Source organism: Amycolatopsis sp. CA-211722, assembly GCF_056828465.1.
The window spans coordinates 2,330,894-2,348,734 of the sequence record NZ_CP184752.1 but is presented as its reverse complement, the minus strand read 5'-3'; the positions used below and the strand labels follow the sequence as shown (position 1 = coordinate 2,348,734).

General features: G+C 68.7%; 14 protein-coding genes. 4 read left to right on the top strand and 10 right to left on the bottom strand.

Features of this window, described 5'->3' with window-relative positions; translation table 11 throughout:
• Positions 1-99: 99 nt before the first annotated feature.
• Positions 100-1,356, bottom strand: coding sequence for an MFS transporter (locus tag ACOCEP_RS11525; RefSeq protein WP_482337221.1), 1,257 nt, complete (start codon positions 1,354-1,356; stop codon positions 100-102).
• Entirely contained in the window at positions 1,349-2,671 is a 1,323-nt protein-coding gene (locus ACOCEP_RS11520) for a GH1 family beta-glucosidase (protein ID WP_482337220.1), read from the bottom strand. Before ACOCEP_RS11520 ends, ACOCEP_RS11525 begins: the two co-directional genes overlap by 8 nt.
• Before the next feature lie 126 nt (positions 2,672-2,797).
• Here ACOCEP_RS11520 and ACOCEP_RS11515 point away from each other — a divergent pair, with 126 nt between their 5' ends.
• A complete protein-coding gene (locus ACOCEP_RS11515) occupies positions 2,798-3,442 on the top strand; it encodes a TetR/AcrR family transcriptional regulator (protein ID WP_016330531.1) in 645 nt (214 codons plus the stop codon).
• 416 nt (positions 3,443-3,858) lie between these two features.
• On the opposite strand, the gene ACOCEP_RS11510 is transcribed toward ACOCEP_RS11515, so the two are convergent.
• Complete coding sequence (locus ACOCEP_RS11510) at positions 3,859-5,043, bottom strand: amino acid deaminase/aldolase (protein ID WP_482337219.1); 1,185 nt, start codon at positions 5,041-5,043, stop codon at positions 3,859-3,861.
• An 89-nt stretch (positions 5,044-5,132) separates the two neighbouring features.
• Between ACOCEP_RS11510 and ACOCEP_RS11505 the strand changes: the two genes are divergently transcribed.
• On the top strand, positions 5,133-6,437 hold the full coding sequence (locus ACOCEP_RS11505; RefSeq protein ID WP_482337218.1) for a D-arabinono-1,4-lactone oxidase: 1,305 nt from the start codon (positions 5,133-5,135) through the stop codon (positions 6,435-6,437).
• Here ACOCEP_RS11505 and ACOCEP_RS11500 read toward each other — a convergent pair.
• The 5 genes from ACOCEP_RS11500 to ACOCEP_RS11480 form a co-directional block, all read right to left on the bottom strand.
• Positions 6,434-7,381: a ribose-phosphate diphosphokinase gene (locus tag ACOCEP_RS11500; protein ID WP_482337217.1), complete on the bottom strand. Its 948-nt coding sequence runs from the start codon at positions 7,379-7,381 to the stop codon at positions 6,434-6,436. The two genes, ACOCEP_RS11505 and ACOCEP_RS11500, sit on opposite strands and share 4 nt — an antisense overlap.
• A 50-nt stretch (positions 7,382-7,431) precedes the next feature.
• Positions 7,432-8,082: an NAD(P)H-binding protein gene (locus ACOCEP_RS11495; protein ID WP_482337216.1), complete on the bottom strand. Its 651-nt coding sequence runs from the start codon at positions 8,080-8,082 to the stop codon at positions 7,432-7,434.
• A gap of 19 nt (positions 8,083-8,101) precedes the next feature.
• Entirely contained in the window at positions 8,102-8,752 is a 651-nt protein-coding gene (locus tag ACOCEP_RS11490; protein WP_219146742.1) for a hypothetical protein, read from the bottom strand.
• Between the two features lie 319 nt (positions 8,753-9,071).
• Positions 9,072-11,336: a serine/threonine-protein kinase gene (locus ACOCEP_RS11485; protein ID WP_482337215.1), complete on the bottom strand. Its 2,265-nt coding sequence runs from the start codon at positions 11,334-11,336 to the stop codon at positions 9,072-9,074.
• On the bottom strand, positions 11,327-13,543 hold the full coding sequence (locus ACOCEP_RS11480) for a serine/threonine-protein kinase (protein ID WP_482337214.1): 2,217 nt from the start codon (positions 13,541-13,543) through the stop codon (positions 11,327-11,329). The genes ACOCEP_RS11485 and ACOCEP_RS11480 overlap by 10 nt, the downstream gene beginning before the upstream one ends.
• 118 nt (positions 13,544-13,661) lie before the next feature.
• Here ACOCEP_RS11480 and ACOCEP_RS11475 point away from each other — a divergent pair, with 118 nt between their 5' ends.
• Positions 13,662-14,732: an HpcH/HpaI aldolase/citrate lyase family protein gene (locus ACOCEP_RS11475; protein WP_037333861.1), complete on the top strand. Its 1,071-nt coding sequence runs from the start codon at positions 13,662-13,664 to the stop codon at positions 14,730-14,732.
• A complete protein-coding gene (locus ACOCEP_RS11470; protein ID WP_482337213.1) occupies positions 14,729-15,583 on the top strand; it encodes an HpcH/HpaI aldolase/citrate lyase family protein in 855 nt (284 codons plus the stop codon). Before ACOCEP_RS11475 ends, ACOCEP_RS11470 begins: the two co-directional genes overlap by 4 nt.
• On the opposite strand, the gene ACOCEP_RS11465 is transcribed toward ACOCEP_RS11470, so the two are convergent.
• Together ACOCEP_RS11465 and ACOCEP_RS11460 are read right to left on the bottom strand one after the other, a co-directional pair.
• On the bottom strand, positions 15,580-16,272 hold the full coding sequence (locus ACOCEP_RS11465) for a hypothetical protein (RefSeq protein WP_482337212.1): 693 nt from the start codon (positions 16,270-16,272) through the stop codon (positions 15,580-15,582). The genes ACOCEP_RS11470 and ACOCEP_RS11465 overlap by 4 nt on opposite strands.
• A 183-nt stretch (positions 16,273-16,455) precedes the next feature.
• The gene (locus tag ACOCEP_RS11460) at positions 16,456-17,835 is read right to left on the bottom strand and encodes an amidase (protein WP_482337211.1); all 1,380 of its coding nucleotides are present in this window, start codon (positions 17,833-17,835) and stop codon (positions 16,456-16,458) included.
• Positions 17,836-17,841: the final 6 nt, after the last annotated feature.

Sequence of the window (17,841 nt, the reverse complement as noted above, 5' to 3'; positions counted from 1 at the left end):
ATACCTGCCCCGGAGCGCGCTGCCATCCCCCGAACCCCGCGGGCCGGTGCCGTTGCACTCCCCTCCCCCGACCGGCACCGGTCCGCGGTCTCCACCGTTCTAGCGGACGCCCTTCACCCGCGTGACCAGTACCGCGGCGATGACGGTGGACAGCGCCGAAGCCGCGAAGAGGCTCGGATATCCGCCCAGGTAGGCCAAAATCGGTGCGGTCAGCATCGGCGCCACCACCTGCGGCAGCGAATTCGCGATGTTGATGACGCCGAGGTCCTTCGCCCGGTCCTGCGCGGCGGGCAGCACCTGCGTGAGCATCGCCAGCGCGACGGCCATGTACGCGCCGAAACCCACGCCCAGCAACGGTGACGCCGCGAGCGCGGCCGTCCAGGTCTGCCAGACGACCAGCAGCCCCGCGGCGACGGCCATCACCGCCGACGCGGCGAGCACGTACGGCTTGCGGCGTCCCGATTTGTCGGAGAAATGCCCGGCGATGAGCGCGCCGACCACGAGGGCGGCGCCGTAGAGCCCCATCATGATCAGCAGTCCGGTGTCCGGGTCTTCGTGGTGCACCGCGTCCTTGAGGAAGAACAGCAGGTACAGCGTCCCGAACGCGTTGCCGAGCCCGATCATGAAGTGACAACCCCACGCCCAGGCGAAGTCCGGATGCCTGCGCGGGGAGATCCACAGGTTCGCGAGCACGTCGCGGGTCCGGACGGACGGCCGGTACGCGACCGGCAGCCGCGCGTCCGGCGTGCGCAGGACGAACGCCGCCGCGCCCGCCAGCACGATGGCCGCGCACGCCGCGTATCCCAGCGGGAGACCGGCGAGGTCGAGCAGCACCACGACCACCACCGCGCCGAGCACCGTCCCGAGCATCTGCGCGATGCCGACGAGCCCACCGACCTGCGCGCGCTGGGGCACCGGGACGCGGTCCGCGATGGCCGAGACCAGCATCGCGAGCATCCCGTTCAGTCCCGCTTGGACCAGGCACCAGCCGAGCACCATGACCGCGACGTTCGGCGCGAACGCGAGGACGAGCAGCCCGGCCGCGGCGACCGCCGCCCCGGCCGTCGTCCACGGATGACGGCGGCCGCGGGCGGAACAGGTGCGGTCCGACAGCAGGCCGACGGCCGGGTTGGCGATCAGCGCGACGACCGCGCCGATCCCGGTGACCAGGCTGAACACGGCTTCCTTGTTGGCGGCGTCCAGCAGTTCGGCCTGTTTCGGCAGGAGGACCTGGATGGGCGCGTAGACCCCGAGCCAGAGCGCGATGTTCGCGAAGAACAGCAGGCTCATCCAGCCGGCACGGACTCGGGCGACCGGTTCGGCGAGCGCTTCGGGCAGTTCCCGGACCTCACTCATGGCGGATCCGGTCCCGGTACCAGCCGAAGGAGTCCTTCGGTGTGCGCTTCTGTGTCTCGTAGTCGATGTGCACCAAGCCGAAGCGCGGCTGGTAGCCCTTCGACCATTCGAAGTTGTCCATCAGGGACCAGACGAAGTACCCGCGGACGTCGACACCGGCGTCCATCGCTTCGCGCACCGCGACGAGGTGGCTGTCGAGGAAATCGATGCGTTCCTGGTCGTGGACGTGGCCGTCTTCGGCGACGACGTCGTCGAAACTGCAGCCGTTTTCGGTGATGTAGACGGGCGGAAGGTGCTCGCGGTAGCGCTCGTGGAAACCGACGAGCAGCTCGCGCAACCCGTGCGGGACGATCGGGGAATCGTTGGTGGTCATGGGATAGCCCTCGATCGCGCGAAGCTCGAAGGGCAGCGGATTGCCTTCGCCGGGCGCGGCGACGCCCTGCGGCTCGTAGTAGTTCACCCCGTAGAAGTCGAGGGGCTGCGCGATGGTGGGCAGATCGTCGGCGAAACCCGCCGGGAGATGCGCGACGACTTGTTCGGGATATCGGCCGAGCAGCACCGGATCCGCGTAGGTGCGATTGATGAGGGCGTCGATCCATTCGCCCGCGGCCTTGTCCTCCGGTGAATCGGAGGCGGGCCAGATCGGCGAGTGATTGTTGGCCGTGCCGACGCTGCGGGCACCGGCGGCGCGGAGGGCCTGGACGGCGAGACCGTGCGCGAGATTCTGGTAGTGCGCGGTGGGCAGGGCGTCGAGCAGGAGCGTCTTGCCGGGCGCGTACTCGCCGATCGCGTAGCCGAAGATCGACATGACCATGGGCTCGTTGAGCGGGATCCACATTTTCACCCGATCGGAGAACCGTTCGCCCACGATGGCGGCGTACTCGCCGAAGCGTTCGGCGGTATCACGGGAAAGCCAGCCGCCCTTGTCTTCGAGCGCCTGCGGGAGGTCCCAGTGGAAGAGCGTCCCGGCCGGCGCGATGCCGGCGGCGCAGACTTCGTCGAGCAATTCGTCATAGAAGGCAAGGCCTTCGGCGTTGGGTTTGCCGTCGCCGTCGGGCTGGATCCGGGGCCAGGCGAAGGACATGCGGTAGGCGCCGACGCCGAGTTCGGCCATCAGCGCGATGTCCTCGGAGTAGCGGTGGAAGTGATCGGCCGCTACCTTGGCGTGCTCAGCCCGCGCGATCTTTCCCTCCGTTTCGGTGAATGTGTCCCAAATGGACTGTCCTCGGCCGCCTTCCCCGGTCGCCCCCTCGATCTGGAAGGCGGAGGTCGAAACACCCCACAGGAATTCGGACGGGAAGGTCGGATTCTCCACCGGCTACGCACCTTTCCTCTTCAGACTCGGCCGAACATGAAAAGTTCTCAGATACTATGCCTTCACTCGACCGGGGGGAACCCTGTCGGCACGATAAAGTCGCAGATCAGCGAAGGAGGAGCCCGAGTGTCCGACATCCAGGCCGCGAAACCGCAAGCGGAGACGACTCCGCTCCGGCGGCAGCCCGTTCAGCAGCGCAGCGCCAAGCGGGTGGAGCAGATGCTCGACGCCAGCGCCCAGCTGATCGACGAACTCGGCTACGACGCGTTGACGACCACGCTGATCGCGAAGCGCGCCGGGGTGGCCGTCGGTTCGCTGTACCAGTTCTTCCCTGACAAGCGGGCCGTGGTGCAGGCGCTGACGCAGCGGAACCTCGAACGGTTCGTCGCCTCGGTGTCGGAGACGCTGAACGAACTCGCGCCCGAACACTGGTGGGACGTCGTGGACTCGATCCTCGACATCTACCTCGCGATGCACCGCGAGGTCCCCGGTTTCTCGAAGGTCCACTTCGGTGACGTCGTGGACCGGCAGCTCCTCGACGAGACCCGCGACAACAACGCGGTGATCGTCGACGCGCTCACCGATGTGCTTTCCGCGCGGATCCAGTCGCCGCCGGACGACATCCGGTTCGCGCTGACGATCGCGAACGAGACGGCCGACGCGCTGCTGAAGCTGGCCTTCCGCCGGGACCCGCGCGGGGACGAACGGATCGTGGCGGAGGCGAAGTCGGTGGTGAAGGGGTACTTGGCGAGCAAGTTCGGGGAGGCCTGAGGCTCTCTTCGGGCGGCCAGGGGGCTGAAGGACGCTTTCGCCGCATGCGATGCGGTGAAGGACGCTTTCAGCCCACGTCCGTCCACTGTGGACTCCCGATGAGGCTGCCCGGACGTCCTGAAGGCCTCCTTCGAGACGTTGAGTGCCCCGAAGGAGGCCTTCAGGACACGCTGCTCCATTCGTGTCCACCGGCGCCCGAACCCGTCGCCCCACCAGTCACACGATTCCCAGCAGTCCCGCCATCACACCCGCTGACCTGCCCTTATCCGGTTATCCACACAAGCTGTCCACACCCACCCACAGTTGTGGACAACCCAGCCCCTCACCCTTCGGAACCCCATCCCCCGACACCCCCTCCCGATACGCTGGTGCGGGGCGCGCCCCCCAGGGATGGGTGGGGGGTGGGGTCGCGCGGATCAGCCGAAGTTTTGCGACTCGCCTCGGTAGGTGGGCACGGTCCGGTCGACGCGGTCACCGACGACGACGTGGTAGTTCGTGAAGCGTTCAGCGAGCTCGCCCGCCTTCGCGTGCCGCAGCCAGACGCGGTCGCCGAGCCGCAAGTGACGGGCGGCCTCGCCGGAGACGGGGGTTTGGACTTCGCCGGCGCCTTCGAATCCGAGCAGCGAGAGTCCTTCGGGAAGGTAGGGCGTCGGGAGTCGCGAAGACTCGGCGGGGCCCGAAGCGATGTAGCCACCGGAGAAGAGCGTCGCGACCTTCGGCGCCGGGCGGCGTACGACGGGCAGCGCGAACATCGCGGCCGGGCGCGGCGAGAAGTGCGCGTAGCCGTCGAAGAGGGTCGGCCCGATCAGGCCCGACCCGGCCGCGATCTCGGTGACGGCCGCTTCGGCGCCGGTCGATTCGACGCTGCCGCTGCCACCACCGTTGACGAACTCCAGGTCGGCCAAGGCCCGCACCGCGCGGACCGCGGCAGCGCGGCGCTTCGCGATTTCCACAATGGACTTCCGCTGCATCCAGCCGATGACGGAATTCTTGGCCCCACTGCCGGCCGCGTCGCCGAGCCCGGCGATCTGACCTTCGTACGCCATCATCCCGACGAGGCGGAAACCCTTGCGGGACAAGATGGTCCGCGCCAGATCCGCCGCCTGCCGCGGACTGAACACCGGTGAGCGCCGGGTGCCGATGTGCACTCCAGGCAGCGGCCGCCACGATGCGTCGAGTTCCAGGCAGACCCGGATTTCGGGATGCCCCTGCCCCAGCGCGGCGTCGACCAGATCGAGATGCTCGGGCGAGTCGACCATGATCGAGATCGCCGCCCGCGCCCGGTCGTTCGCCGCCAGCCGTCGCAGCGCGCCGTGATCGGCGGTCGGGTACGCCACCACGATGTCCTCGGACGTCCCCTGCTCGACATGCCAGACGGCTTCGGCGAGCGAGTAGCACATGAGGCCTTCGAAACCGGGCCGCGCGAGAACGCGTTCGAGCAGATACCGGCAGCGCACGGATTTGCTGACCACGCGGATCGGTTTCCCGGCGGCCCGCCGCAGCAGGTCGGCGCCGTTCGCGTCGAACGCATCCAAGTCGACAATCGCGAACGGAGGATCCAGGTCCTTCGTCGCCAAGTCGTACACCGTCGCACTGGTCACCCGAACTAAGGTACGACAGAAGGGCTTGAAACGCGAATACTATTCACTTACTGTTTCGGCACTCACAGCCTCTCGGAATAGGTGGGCGCATGACACGGTGGAGCAACTGGGCCGGCACCGCGACGGCGTCGCCCCTGCGCGTGCATCGGCCGCGGGACACGGCCGCGATCGCCGAAGCGATCAGCCGGTCCGCCGCGGACGGGCGACGCTTGCGCCCGCTCGGCAGCGGCCACTCCTTCACCGCGATCGCCGCCGCGAACTCGGACGCCATGGACCTGACCGGCTGGACCGGGATCGCCTCGGCCGACGTCGCGAAAGGCCTGGTCACGGTCCGTTCGGGCACCACGCTCAAGCAGCTCAACGCCGAACTCGACGCGCTGGGCCTCGCCATGACCAACCTCGGCGACATCGACGCGCAGACCGTCGCGGGCGCGATCTCCACCGGCACCCACGGCACCGGCGCCCGGCTCGGCGGGATCGCCACCCAGATCGCCGCGCTCGAACTCGTGCTCGCCGACGGCACCGTGGTCACCTGTTCGGCGGACGAACGCCCCGACCTCTTTGCCGCGGCGCGGGTCGGATTGGGCGCACTCGGCGTCATCAGCACGGTCACCCTGCAGTGTGAACCGTCGTTCCTGCTCTCCGCCCAGGAGCGGCCGGAACCGCTCGAACAGGTCCTCGAAGGCTTCGACCAGTTCGCCGACGAGAACGACCACTTCGAGTTCTACTGGTTCCCCTACGGCAAGAACGCCCTGGTCAAACGCAACAACCGGCTTCCGGCGGGCAGCGAACACCGGCCGCTGAGCAGGCTGAAGGAGTTCGTCGACTACGAGGTCACGGAGAACGTCGCGTTCGGCGGCCTGTGCCGTCTCGGCCGCGCGGTGCCGAAACTCGTCCAGCCGCTCGGCCGGTTCGCCTCCAACATCCTCTCCGCCCGCGAGTACAGCGACACGTCCCATCGCGTCTTCGTGACCCATCGCGGTGTGCGGTTCGTCGAATCGGAGTTCGCGATCCCGCGCGAAGCGCTGCACGACGTCTTCTCCGAGCTCCGCGCGTTCGTCCCGAAGCTGGAGAACCCGGTCGCGTTCCCGGTCGAGGTGCGCGTCGCCGCCGCGGACGACATCTGGCTTTCGACCGCGAACGGCCGCGACTCCGCCTACATCGCGATCCACCAGTTCGTCGGCATGCCCTACCGCGAGTACTTCGCCGGCTTCGCGTCGATCGTCGGCGAAGTCGGCGGCCGCCCGCACTGGGGCAAGATGCACGACCTCGACGCCGCGACACTGCGCTCGCGGTACCCGCGCTTCGACGACTTCCTGCGGGTCCGCAAGGAGGTGGACCCGGCCGGGGTCTTCACGAACACCTACCTCGACCGGGTCCTCGGCACTCCCTAGGCGGTCTCGAACAGCGCGCTGACCGACTCTCCGTTGTGGATCCGGCGGATCGCCTCCGCCAGCGCGGGCGCGATCGACAGGACCCGCAGCTTCGGGCTCTGCTCCTCCGGCGGGATCGGCACCGTGTTCGTGCAGACGATCTCCAGCACGTCGTCCTGTTCGCCGATCCGCTTCAACGCGCCGCTGGAGAAGAGGCCGTGCGTGCAGGCGACACGGATCGAGCGCGGTTTCAGCTCGCGCAGCTTGGAGAGCAGTTCGATCACGGTGCTGCCCTTGGCGATCTCGTCGTCGAGGACGATCACGTCGCGGCCGGTGATCTCACCGATCACCGAGCTGATCTCGACCCGATCGTCGGCGAAGCGCTGCTTCGCGCCCGCCGCGACCTGAACGCCGAGCAGCCGGGCGAAATGCGCGGCCTCCTTGGCGTTGCCGAGGTCCGGCGAAACGACGGTGGTCGCGGAGAGGTCGTACTGGCGGAAGTGCTTCGCCAGTTCCTGCAACGCGTGCAGGTGATCGACCGGGACGCTGAAGAAGCCGTGCACCTGCGGCGAATGCAGGGTCATCGCGAGCACCCGGTCGGCGCCGGCGGTCGCCAGCAGATCGGCGACGAGACGGCCGCCGATCGAGATCCGCGGCGCGTCCTTCTTGTCCGAGCGGGCGTACGAGTAGTGCGGCATGACGACGGTGATCCGCTTGGCCGACGCGCCCCGCGCGGCGTCCAGCATCAGCAGCAGCTCGACGAGATGTTCCTGCACCGGCCGCACCAGCGGCTGGATCAGGAAGACGTCCCGCTCGCGGCAGTTGGCTTCGAGCTGGACTTCGAGGCAGTCGTTGGCGAACCGCTGCACCTTCACGGGATGCAGGGGAACGCCGAGATGGGCGCAGATCTCTTCGGCGAGCTCGGGATGGGCGCTGCCACTGAAGACCGCGATGTCCTCGCGCAAGGACCTTCTCCGTTCAGTCAAAAGACGGATTACGTCCACACACTAAAGTTTCACAGTGCGGAAAAGGCCTGAGAGATAGCAGTATCACCCGAGATCGCTTCGAGGACGCGTCCCGCCGTCGACGGGCTGTCGAGCAGCGCGACGAGGATCGCGGCGACGTCCTGCCGGGGAATGGGCCCGCGTCCGGTGGATTCGGCGATCAGGATCTTGCCGGTGCCCTCGTCGTTGGTGAGCTGCCCCGGCCGCAGGATCGTCCAGTCGAGATCGCGGGCGCGCAGATCGTCTTCGGCCGCTTTCTTGGCCTTGAGGTAGATCCGGAAATCGTCCGGGACGTCCGCGGTCTCCCATTTGTCCGCGCCCATCGAGCCGACCTGGATATGCCGCCGGACGCCCGCCTGTTCGGCGGCGGCCGCGAAGAGTTCCGCGGCCGCTCTGTCCACAGTGTCCTTGCGAGCGGTGCCGCTGCCGGGCCCGGCGCCCGCCGCGAAGATGGCGGCGTCGGCGCCGTCGAGCACCCTGGCGACGGCGTCCACATCGGACTGTTCCAGGTCGAGGACGACGGCTTCGGCACCGGCGGCTTCGAGATCGGCGACGTGATCGGGATTGCGCACGATCCCCACCGCCTGATCACCGCGCGCGGAGAGGAGCTTCTCCAGCTTCAGCGCGATCTGTCCGTGTCCACCCGCAATGACTACTCGCATGGTTGGGACCGTAGCGCGTTCAGTCCACTTCGGCAGGGAGCTCGGTTTCGCGGAGCAGCTGGTCGTAGACGATCTCGTTGACCAGGCGCGAGACCGGGTCCTCGTCGAGGATCATGCGCTCGCCGTGACCCTCGAGGTCGAGGTCGGCCACCGCGTTGGGGTCGGCGGTGACGATGCCGAGCCCGTAGGCGCGGGCACGCGGCAGGCAGTTGCCGACGTAGTCTTCCGTCAGTACGGCAGGCGATGGGAGAACCATCGCGGCCTCGCCGTAACGTGCGAACGGAACCGCGGAGGCCATCGCGGTGCGCCAGTGCCGGGCGACCGCGAGGACGCCGATGATCTCGGCGGCCGGCGCGGGTGCGGTCGCGGCCAGCTCTGGCCATGTCCAGGTGTCGACGGTGGCGCGATCGACGACGGGACCCATGCCCATCGCGATGCGCTCGGCGTGCACGTCGGTACGGAGCCGGGCGACCACGCAGATCTTGCGGCCGAGCACGGTGGTCTCCGGCAACACGATGCCGTTCCAGCCGAGCAGGGCCGCCGCCTTGCGCGAAAGCTCCCCGACGCTCGCGGGCAGTTCGATCGGCGGCACCACCCGGCTCGGCAGTGACCGGCTGCGCTTCGCGCCACCGGCGACCGTCGAGCTCTCCATGTTCGGTGTAGCCGCCACGTTCCGCCTCCTTCGAACCTGGTTTCCCTAGGGCTCGTCATCCCCGTGCCACCTCGGTGGAAGCGGCACATGACCTGTCTAACAGGGCGGGGAGGCGGCGGCGCCGGACAACGGGAGTGGCTGCGATCGGCGGCACTTTGTCATCGGTGACCGGTCGGTAGGCGGTCATTCGACTTCAGTCCGACCGTGCCGCCAACCGAGTGAGAGGGAGGTAAGTGGTGTTACCCGGCGTCTCCGAACGGTCACGGACACCAAGCGGTGGCGTTAGGCCATTCGGCCCAGCGAATACTCGCTCCACTTTGGACCTTCGCAGGTCAGGTCACGAGATCGTCGCGGCGCGGAGGAGTTCTTCGACGCCCGGGGTCCGCCATTCGTCCAGCACCACGATTTGCCTGTCCGCAACGAACCAGATCCGCTGGGTCACCTGCGCCTCGCCGCTTCCGCCCGTCTGTCCACGAGGAACACACTGGATCGTCCACTCCTCGTAGGTCGCCGAAGCCCCGCCCACCGGTGCGGTGGTGGAAATCGTGCGGACGGCGGCACCCTCCTGGCGGAGGTCTTTTCGCCCGGCGGCGTTGCAGGCCCGGCCGCCCGCGCTGCGCCGGTAGAACTCACCGGGCCGGTACGGCGGCTGCTCGGCGGATTGCAGGCTGTTGTCCGTGAGGAGGACGTACTTGCAGTTGAAGTACTTCTTGGGATCCGGGCAGCCCGGAGCGACGAGTACCTTCTCCAGCCCCTGAGACACCACGGACCAGTCCTGCGGAAGACGCAGGGTCAGCGCGCCCGCCGACACTTCGGTACCGCTCGGCGCCGATTGTGCGGACGAAGTGCCCTTCAGTGGTTTTCCGCCGGTCACGCCCTCGACGAGCTCCGGGTTCAGCAGGCCGCTCAGCCTGTCGTACGGCAGCGTGTAGTCCTGGACTCCGCAGGCGGTGGCGAAGCCGAGAAGGTTGAGGTCGACGGTGACCTCGACGGCCGACGGGGTGAACGCGAGCCACACCTTCGGCTCTTCGGCGAGGTCGGCCGTCTTGAGTGGCCGGTATGGGAACGTGCTGCTCAGCGCACCGCACTGCTCTTTGTCGGGCCACAGCAGTTCGGCGAGGGTCCGCAGCCCGTCGTCGGTGAACTTCCCTGGGGCGAACAGCTCGGCGGGTGTGAGCGCCTTGCCCTCCTTCAGGTCGATGGTCACCGCGGCACGACCGTTTCCCCAGGTCGAATGCGGTTTGTTCGCGAGATCGTGGGTATAGCGCACCGAGAGGTACCGCTCGTTCTGCGAACGGACCTCGGCCTTCGTGAGGAGTTTGTACGGGCCGCGTTCCGGCTCCAGCTTGGCGGCGCCCGGGCCGGTCTTGCGGTTCCAGTCGTCGATCGGCGCCGTCAGCGCGTCGTTGACGCGCTTGAGCCAGGCCTGGTCGGTGGACCCGGTCACCTCGGGGTGATCCCCGCTGTAGGGGAGGGTCGTCCCGGGCACGGTCCCGGACCGGGTCTTCATGGCGACCTTGAGCGCGACGGCCTGCTGCGAGGTCGGCGGTGACGGCTGCGGCGTGCTCGCGTCGGAGAAGACGACCACCGAGCCGACCACGGCGGCCGTCGCCGCGACGACTCCGATGGCGACCTTCAGGCCGGCCGCGATCCCGCCGGTCGACGCGACCGCCGCGCCGGTTCCGGCGGCGACCCCTGGCGCGGCCGCCGTCCCGGCGCTGAGCAGGACCAACGGCGTCGCCGCGGCGAGCACGCCCGCCGCCTTCGCCAGCTTTGACCAGCCCTTGCGCTCCCATTCGTCGCCGTAACCCGCCCGGGCGACGCGTTCCAGTTCGTTGACGAACACGAGCGCGTCGACCGGTCGTTTCGACGGATCCTTCGCCATCCCCAGTGCGACGATCTCGTGCACCGGCTGGGGGACTTCGCCGAACGGGATGGGCGCGTGTTCGTGCAGCGTGCGGAGCACTTCGGTGTCGTCGGCCGGATAGGGCCGGTGCCCGGCGACGCACTGGAAGAACACGCAGGTCGCGGCGTAGACGTCGGTCGCGGGCGTGGCCTGTCCACCCGACCACTGCTCGGGCGCCATGTACGCGGGCGTGCCGACGGACGGGCCGCGTTCCCCCGCCAGGACGGCGGTGCCGAAGTCGACCAGCTTGCTTTCGCCGGTGTCGGCCACGAGGACGTTGGCCGGTTTGTAGTCCCGGTGGACGACGTTCGCGGAATGCGCCGCGGCCAGCCCGAGCAGCGAACCCTTCAGTACCGCGAGAGCGGCTTCGGGTTCGAGAGCGCCTTCGGCCTGGAGCACCGAACGCAGGGAGACGCCGTTGATCGCCTCCATGACGATCGCCGCGCCCTGCGGCGTCTCGAAGAACTCGTGCAGCTTCACGACGTGCGGGCTCGACACCCGGTGCAGCGCCAGCGCTTCCTGCCGGAACGCGGCCAGATGCGCGGGGTCCGCGGCGAAGCGGGAGAAGAGGTACTTGATCGCGACGACGTGGCCGGTGTTGTCCTGGCGGGCGAGCACCACGCGGCCGAAGGTGCCCGTGCCCAGCTGCTCCAGCTCGGTGAAGCCGGGCAGTCTCCACTCGTCGGTCAGTTCCATCGGGCCTCTTCCAGAATCTTGTCGAGGCCTGGAGTGTTCCATTCGTCGACGATCACGAGCCGCGTTTTCGGCAGGAACCAGACCCGCTGGGTGACCGTACCGCCGCCAGAACACGTGAGCCGCCACTCTTCGTAGGCGGCCCGCTTCGTCCCGACCGGGCGAAGTTCCTTCAGCTGGAGGGTAGGCGCCCCCTGGGTCTCACCGGGTGCGCCGATGGAGTGGCACGGACGCGGTCCGGTCGAGCGGTTGTAGGGCTTGCCCGGTTCGTACGGCGGCGTGGCCGGGTCGGTCCGCGAGTTGTCGCTGAAGACGACGTTCGCGCACTGGACGGGCTGCGTCCCGCCGCCCGCGCACTGGTCGGCGGTCACCAGGTAGCGCTCGATGGGGGCGCCGGAGAGCAGCGACCACTTTTCCGGCGTGGTGAGGGTGAAAGCGCCGACGTCGTGCACCTTGGTGCCTTGTCCCTGCGTGCCGCCGAGCAGGTTCATGAACCCTGGGCTCATCAGGTGGCGGAGGTGGCGGTATTCGACGGTGACCTGCGTCGGGTCGCAGACGCGGGGGTAGCCGAGCACGGATCCGTAGACGTAGAACGTCATCCCGTTCGCGGTCGGTGCCGCCTGCAGCACGGGGTCGCCGGTGACGGACCACGGATCCGACATCGCGCCGACCGGCAGGTGCTCGGGTTCGCTCGGGGCGTCGGCGAGGCAGTCACCCGGCTTGGCGGCGTCGAAGAGCATGTCTTCGAGCATGCGCATCCGGTCGGCGGTGCCGTCGACGTTGTCGAAAAGGCGCGCGTTGGGGATCTGCTCGCCCTTCGTCAGGTCGATCACGATCGGGCGGATGCTGAATCCGCCGTGGTTGCCGAACTGGACGGAGTCGATCGAGCGTTTGTAGACGACCGTGAGCAGCTTGTCGTCCTGGCGCAGGATCTCGGCCTCGGTCTTCATGTGCGGGATGTCGCCGTCGGGTTCCCGTTGCGGCGGGTAGCCGTCGGGCCAGAAGCCTTGGAGCCAGCCGTCGATCGGCGCCATCAGCGCCTTGTTGACCCGCTCCTCGGCCGCCTTGTCCGGCAAACCGCTGATCCGGACGTACTTGCCGTTGTAGTCGAAGCCGTCGAACTTCTCGGTGCGGGTGAGGAGGTCGACCTTCATCGCGGCGACGGTCGTCGTCTGGGGCGGCGGTTCGTCGCTGTCGGTGCCGACCACGACGACCGTGCCGACGGCGGCCGCGGTGACGGCGGCGATCGCGGCGGTCACCTTGAGGCCGACCGCGATCCCGCCGCCGGTGACTGCCGCTCCGCCCGCGACGACCGGTGCCGCGGCCGTGCCGGCGCCGAGCAGGGCCAGCGGGGAGAGCGCGACCAGGACCCCGGCGCCTTTGGCGAGCCAGTGCCAGCCGTTGCGCTCCCAGTCCTCGCCGTACGCCTTCCTGGCGGACGCCTCCAGTTCGGTGACGAACTCGGCCGCGCCCGACGGTCGCTGGGCGACGTCCTTCGCCATGCCGCGCGCGATGAGGTCGCGGACCGGTTCGGGCACCTCGCCGAACGGGATCGGGGCGTATTCGTGCAGCGTGCGGAGCACTTCGACCTGTTCGGCCTCGTACGGCCGGTGCCCGGCGACGCACTGGAAGAACACGCATGTCGCGGCGTAGACGTCGGTCGCGGGCGTGGCGATTCCGCCCGCCCACTGCTCGGGCGCCATGTACGCGGGCGTGCCCGCGGCGACCCCGGTCTGCCCGGCGAGCACGGCGATGCCGAAGTCGACGAGTTTGCTCTGCCCTTCGCGGGTGACCAGGACGTTCGCCGGTTTGTAGTCGCGATGGACGGTGCCCGCGGCGTGCGCGCCGGCGAGTCCGAGCAGCGAGCCCTTGAGGATCGCCAGCGCGGCTTCGGGTTCGAGCTTCTCCTGGCGGCCGAGGATCTCTTTCAGGGAGATTCCGTGAACGGCTTCCATGACGATCGCGGCCCCTTGCGGGGTCTCGGCGAACTGGTGCAGACGGGCGATGTGGGGCCCCGAAACGCGGCTCAGGATCTGCGCCTCATGGCGGAACTCGGCCAGGCGCCGAGGGTCGGCCGCGAACCTCGCATACAGGTATTTGATGGCCACGACCTGCGCGGATTCGTCGTGCCGGGCCAGCACGACCCGGCCGAATCCGCCTTCGCCCAGCGACCCCAGCTCGGTGAAACCCGGCAAGGCCCAGTCGTCCACAGATTCCTCCGCGATTCCCGATCGTGTTCCCTTGGAGGTGAGCTGCGCCGCAGCGGTTCCCCGCCTTCCGGGTTTAGGGTTACTCGTCGGTCACTTAGCCCGTTGCGATGGAGGAACGATGCGTTCGCCGAAGGATTTCTTCGCCCCGCTCGCGGTGGGGGCGCCGGAACCGCTCCGCCAGATCCCCGTGCCTCCTTCGCGGATGATCCACTTCTTCGATCCCAGCAACGAGAAGATGGCCGCCAAGGTCCCGGACATCGCCAAGAAGGTCGACGTCCTGCTCGGGAACCTCGAAGACGCCGTGCGCGCCGACCGCAAGGAGGCGGCGCGCAACGGGCTCGTCTCCATCGCGAAGTCGACCGACTTCGGCAAGACGCAGCTGTGGACCCGCGTCAACAGCCTCGACTCGCCGTGGGTGCTCGACGACCTGATCACGCTGGTCACCGAGATCGGCGACAAACTCGACGTGATCATGGTGCCGAAGGTCGAGGGCGCGCAGGACATCCACTACGTCGACAGGCTGCTCGCGCAACTCGAAGCGCGGGCCGGGCTCACGAAACCGCTGCTGGTGCACGCGATCCTGGAGACCGCCAGCGGCGTCGCGAACGTCGAGGAGATCGCGGGCGCGAGCCCCCGGATGCAGGGCATCTCGCTCGGCCCGGCCGACCTCGCCGCCAGCCGCCGGATGAAGACCACCCGGGTGGGTGGCGGGCACCCCGGTTACCTGGTGCGCACGGACCCGACCGGCGAAGACCTGAACGAGGGACGCACGACGTACCAGCAGGACCTTTGGCACTACACGGTCGCGCGAATGGTCGACGCCTGCGCGGCGAACGGCATCCTGCCGTACTACGGGCCGTTCGGCGACATCCGCGACGTCGTGGCCTGCGAGGACCAGTTCCGCAACGCGTTCCTGCTCGGCTGCGTGGGCGCCTGGAGCCTGCACCCGGTGCAGATCGACATCGCCAAGAAGGTGTTCTCGCCCTCGCCCGAGGACGTCGCGTGGGCGCGGCGCGTGATCGCCGAGATGGGTGACGGCACCGGCGCGGTGATGATCGACGGGAAGATGCAGGACGACGCCTCGGTGAAGCAGTGCCGGGTGGTCGCCGAACTCGCGGACGCCCTCGCCGCCGACGATCCTGAACTCGCCGCCGCCTACGACGCGGCCACGAAGGAGGCTTCCGCATGAACCCCCGGCGTTCCGTCCTCTACATGCCCGGCGCGAACGAAAGAGCGCTGGAAAAGGCCAAGACGCTGGACGCGGACGGGCTGATCCTCGACCTCGAAGACGCCGTCGCGCCCGACGCGAAGGAAGCCGCACGTGAACGCGTTTGCGCCGCCGCGTCGTCGAAGGAGTACGGCAAGCGCGAAGTGACCATTCGCGTCAACGGCCTCGACACCGAATGGCACGACGCCGACCTCCGTGCCGCCGCGCAGGCCGGCCCGGACGCGATCGTGGTGCCGAAGGTGAACTCCGCCGCCGAGGTGCACAACATCGAGCGCGCCCTGGAGCTCGGCGGCGCGCCGGACCACACGAAGATCTGGGCGATGGTGGAGACGCCGGTCGCGATGCTGCACGCCGAGGAGATCGCGTCGGCGTCCGAACGGCTGACCGTGCTGGTCATGGGCACGAACGACCTGGCGAAGGAACTGCACGCCGAGTTCGTCCCCGGCCGCGCTCCGCTGCTGGGCGGGCTTTCCCTCGCGCTGCTGGCCGCGCGCGCGACCGGCAAGGCGATCCTCGACGGCGTCTACAACGACGTGAAGGACCTCGAAGGGTTCGAGGCGGAATGCGTGCAGGGTCGTCAGTTCGGCTTCGACGGCAAGACGCTGATCCACCCGTCGCAGCTGGAGCCGTGCAACCGGATCTTCGCGCCGTCCGAGGAGGAGATCACCCGCTCGCGCAAGATCATCTCGGCGTTCGAGGAGGCGCGGGCGGCCGGGCAGGGCGTCGTGACCGTGGACGGGCGGATGATCGAAAACCTGCACGTGGACAACGCGCGGCGGATCCTGGCGCTGGCTGAAGCGATCGGCGGCTAGCAGGGACGGGCGGTCAACAGCCGCGCGCACGAGCTGTTGGCCGCGATGTAAGCGGCGACTTGGGGAGAGATGAGCGCGGCCAGGTCCCGGACGTCTTCCCAGTGCCCTTGTACGTCGAGAGTGAGCAGCGGCTCGTGATGAGCGACGCGGTTCCTGAGCCTGTGCAGGCGCTCGGCATGCTTGTCGACGTCGCGGCGATCGGTGCCGGCTTGAAAGGCCAGGTGCAGGTATGGAACCCACAGCGGATCGTGATGACGTCGCGCGGACAGGTATCGCCAGAAGCCGAAGCTCAGCTCGGCGATCACCTTCCCTGGCGACGGTGACGCGGGGTGCTTGACCTTCGGGGTCGCGTTCCTGATGGCTTCGGCCACCAGCCTCCTGCTCTTCTCGTTGACGTCATAACGCGTGCCGTTCGCGGATCTGTGCCATCGCGAGGGGAAGATCGTCGTCACTTGAAAGACCCAATGCGTCCCACCTGTGGCAGCGTGGCCCAGAGCCCGGTCATAGGCGTTGCGCAGAGCCACTTCCAGGTGGCACAGATCGTGGTGGAACGCCGCGGATACCGCCGCGTTCCACTCGTACAACCGCATGGCCAGCTCTCGGTCCTGGTTCGCCGCCTGCAAGTAGACCGTGAACCTCGGCTTCGACAACCAGGTCTCGATCCAATCCCCCGCGCGAGCGCTGGTCACTCTCGTGGCTCCTCTGCTAAGCTGACCGGCGAATAGCCCCGGATGGCCCCTGACCTGTCGGTCATGTCACCGGGGCTTTGATATTTCTGTTGCCGGTCGGCAAAGCAACTGATGCGTTTAGTCCTCTAGTTGCGGTAGTTGGTGACGCGAACTACCGCAACTAGAGGACGAAACGCGTCAGGGTCAGGGCCAGGGGCGCGGAGTGGGGCGAAGGGATTCGTAGGCGGCAGCGGCGCGAAGGACGTCGAGGTCCGCGAAGCGGCGCCCGCTGATCTGGAGGCCGATGGGCTGGTCGTCGCTCGTGTAGCCGCAGTTGATCGAGACCGCGGGCTGGCCGGACATGTTGTACGGCACGGTGAACGCGATGTGCTCGAACGGGCGGCGCGGGTCGTTGGTCGGCGAGGGCCAGTCGGCGGGCGGGGCCGAGACCGGGCAGGTCGGGGACAGGACGACGTCGAACCGCTCGGTCGCGCGCAGGGTCGCGACGGCGATGGCGTCGACCTGCGCGAAGCCGCGGTAGGCGTCGACACCGCTGACGTCGGCGCCGCCGGCGGCCCAGTCGGCGATGTACGGCAGCACCTTCGCGCGGCGGCCTTCGGGCAGGGCCGACATGTCCGACCAGGCACGGACGCGCCAGAAGGTGTCGAGCCCGTCGAGCATTTCCCGGCGCAGGAACGGCGAAACCGGCTCGACGACGGCACCGGCCCCCTCGAAGACACGGGCGGCTTCGGTGACGGCGGCGATCGTCTCCGGCAGCACGGGAAGCCCGACGCCGGGGTCGAGGTGCAGCCCGATCCGCAGGCCCTTGACCTCGGCCGAAAGCGAAGCCCAGTCAAGCGAGGACGGCGGCAGCGAGAGATGATCGCGACCGTCCACACCGGACAGAACGCTCATCAGCAACGCGGTGTCCGCCACGGTCCGCGTCATCGGCCCGGCGACACGGCCGAGGAACGGCGGATCCACCGGCACCCGCCCGAAGCTCGGCTTCAGCCCGACCAGACCGCACCAGCCGGCGGGCAGCCGGATCGAGCCGCCGATGTCTGTGCCGACGTGCAGCGGGCCGTAGCCCGCGGCGGCCGCCGAACCGGCACCGGCACTGGACCCGCCGGGCGTGCGCGTGGTGTCCCACGGATTCCGCGACGCGGTGTGGAAACTCGACAGACCGGACGTCAGCATCCCGTAGTCCGGCATGGTCGTCTTGCCCAGCAGAACGCCACCGGACTCGCGCACGCGAGCGCCCGCCGGGGCGTCTTCGGGCGCGGGCGTCAGCGACGTGGCGGCCGTGCCGAGCGGGACCGGGGTGCCGCGCGTCGCGATGTTCTCCTTGAGTGTCAACGGAACGCCGTCGATCGGGCCGAGTGGTTCGCCCACGTGCCAACGGCTTTCGGACGCCTTCGCGTCTTCGCGTGCTCCGCTCGGGTCGTACGCGTAGAGCGCGTGCAGTTCAGGCTCGCGCGCCTCGACGCGGGCGAGGACCGCTTCGGTGACCTCGACCGGCGACAGCGTCCCAGCGCGGTACTGGGCGACCAGTTCGACGGCGGTCAGATCGGGCAACTCCGGCACGGCAGG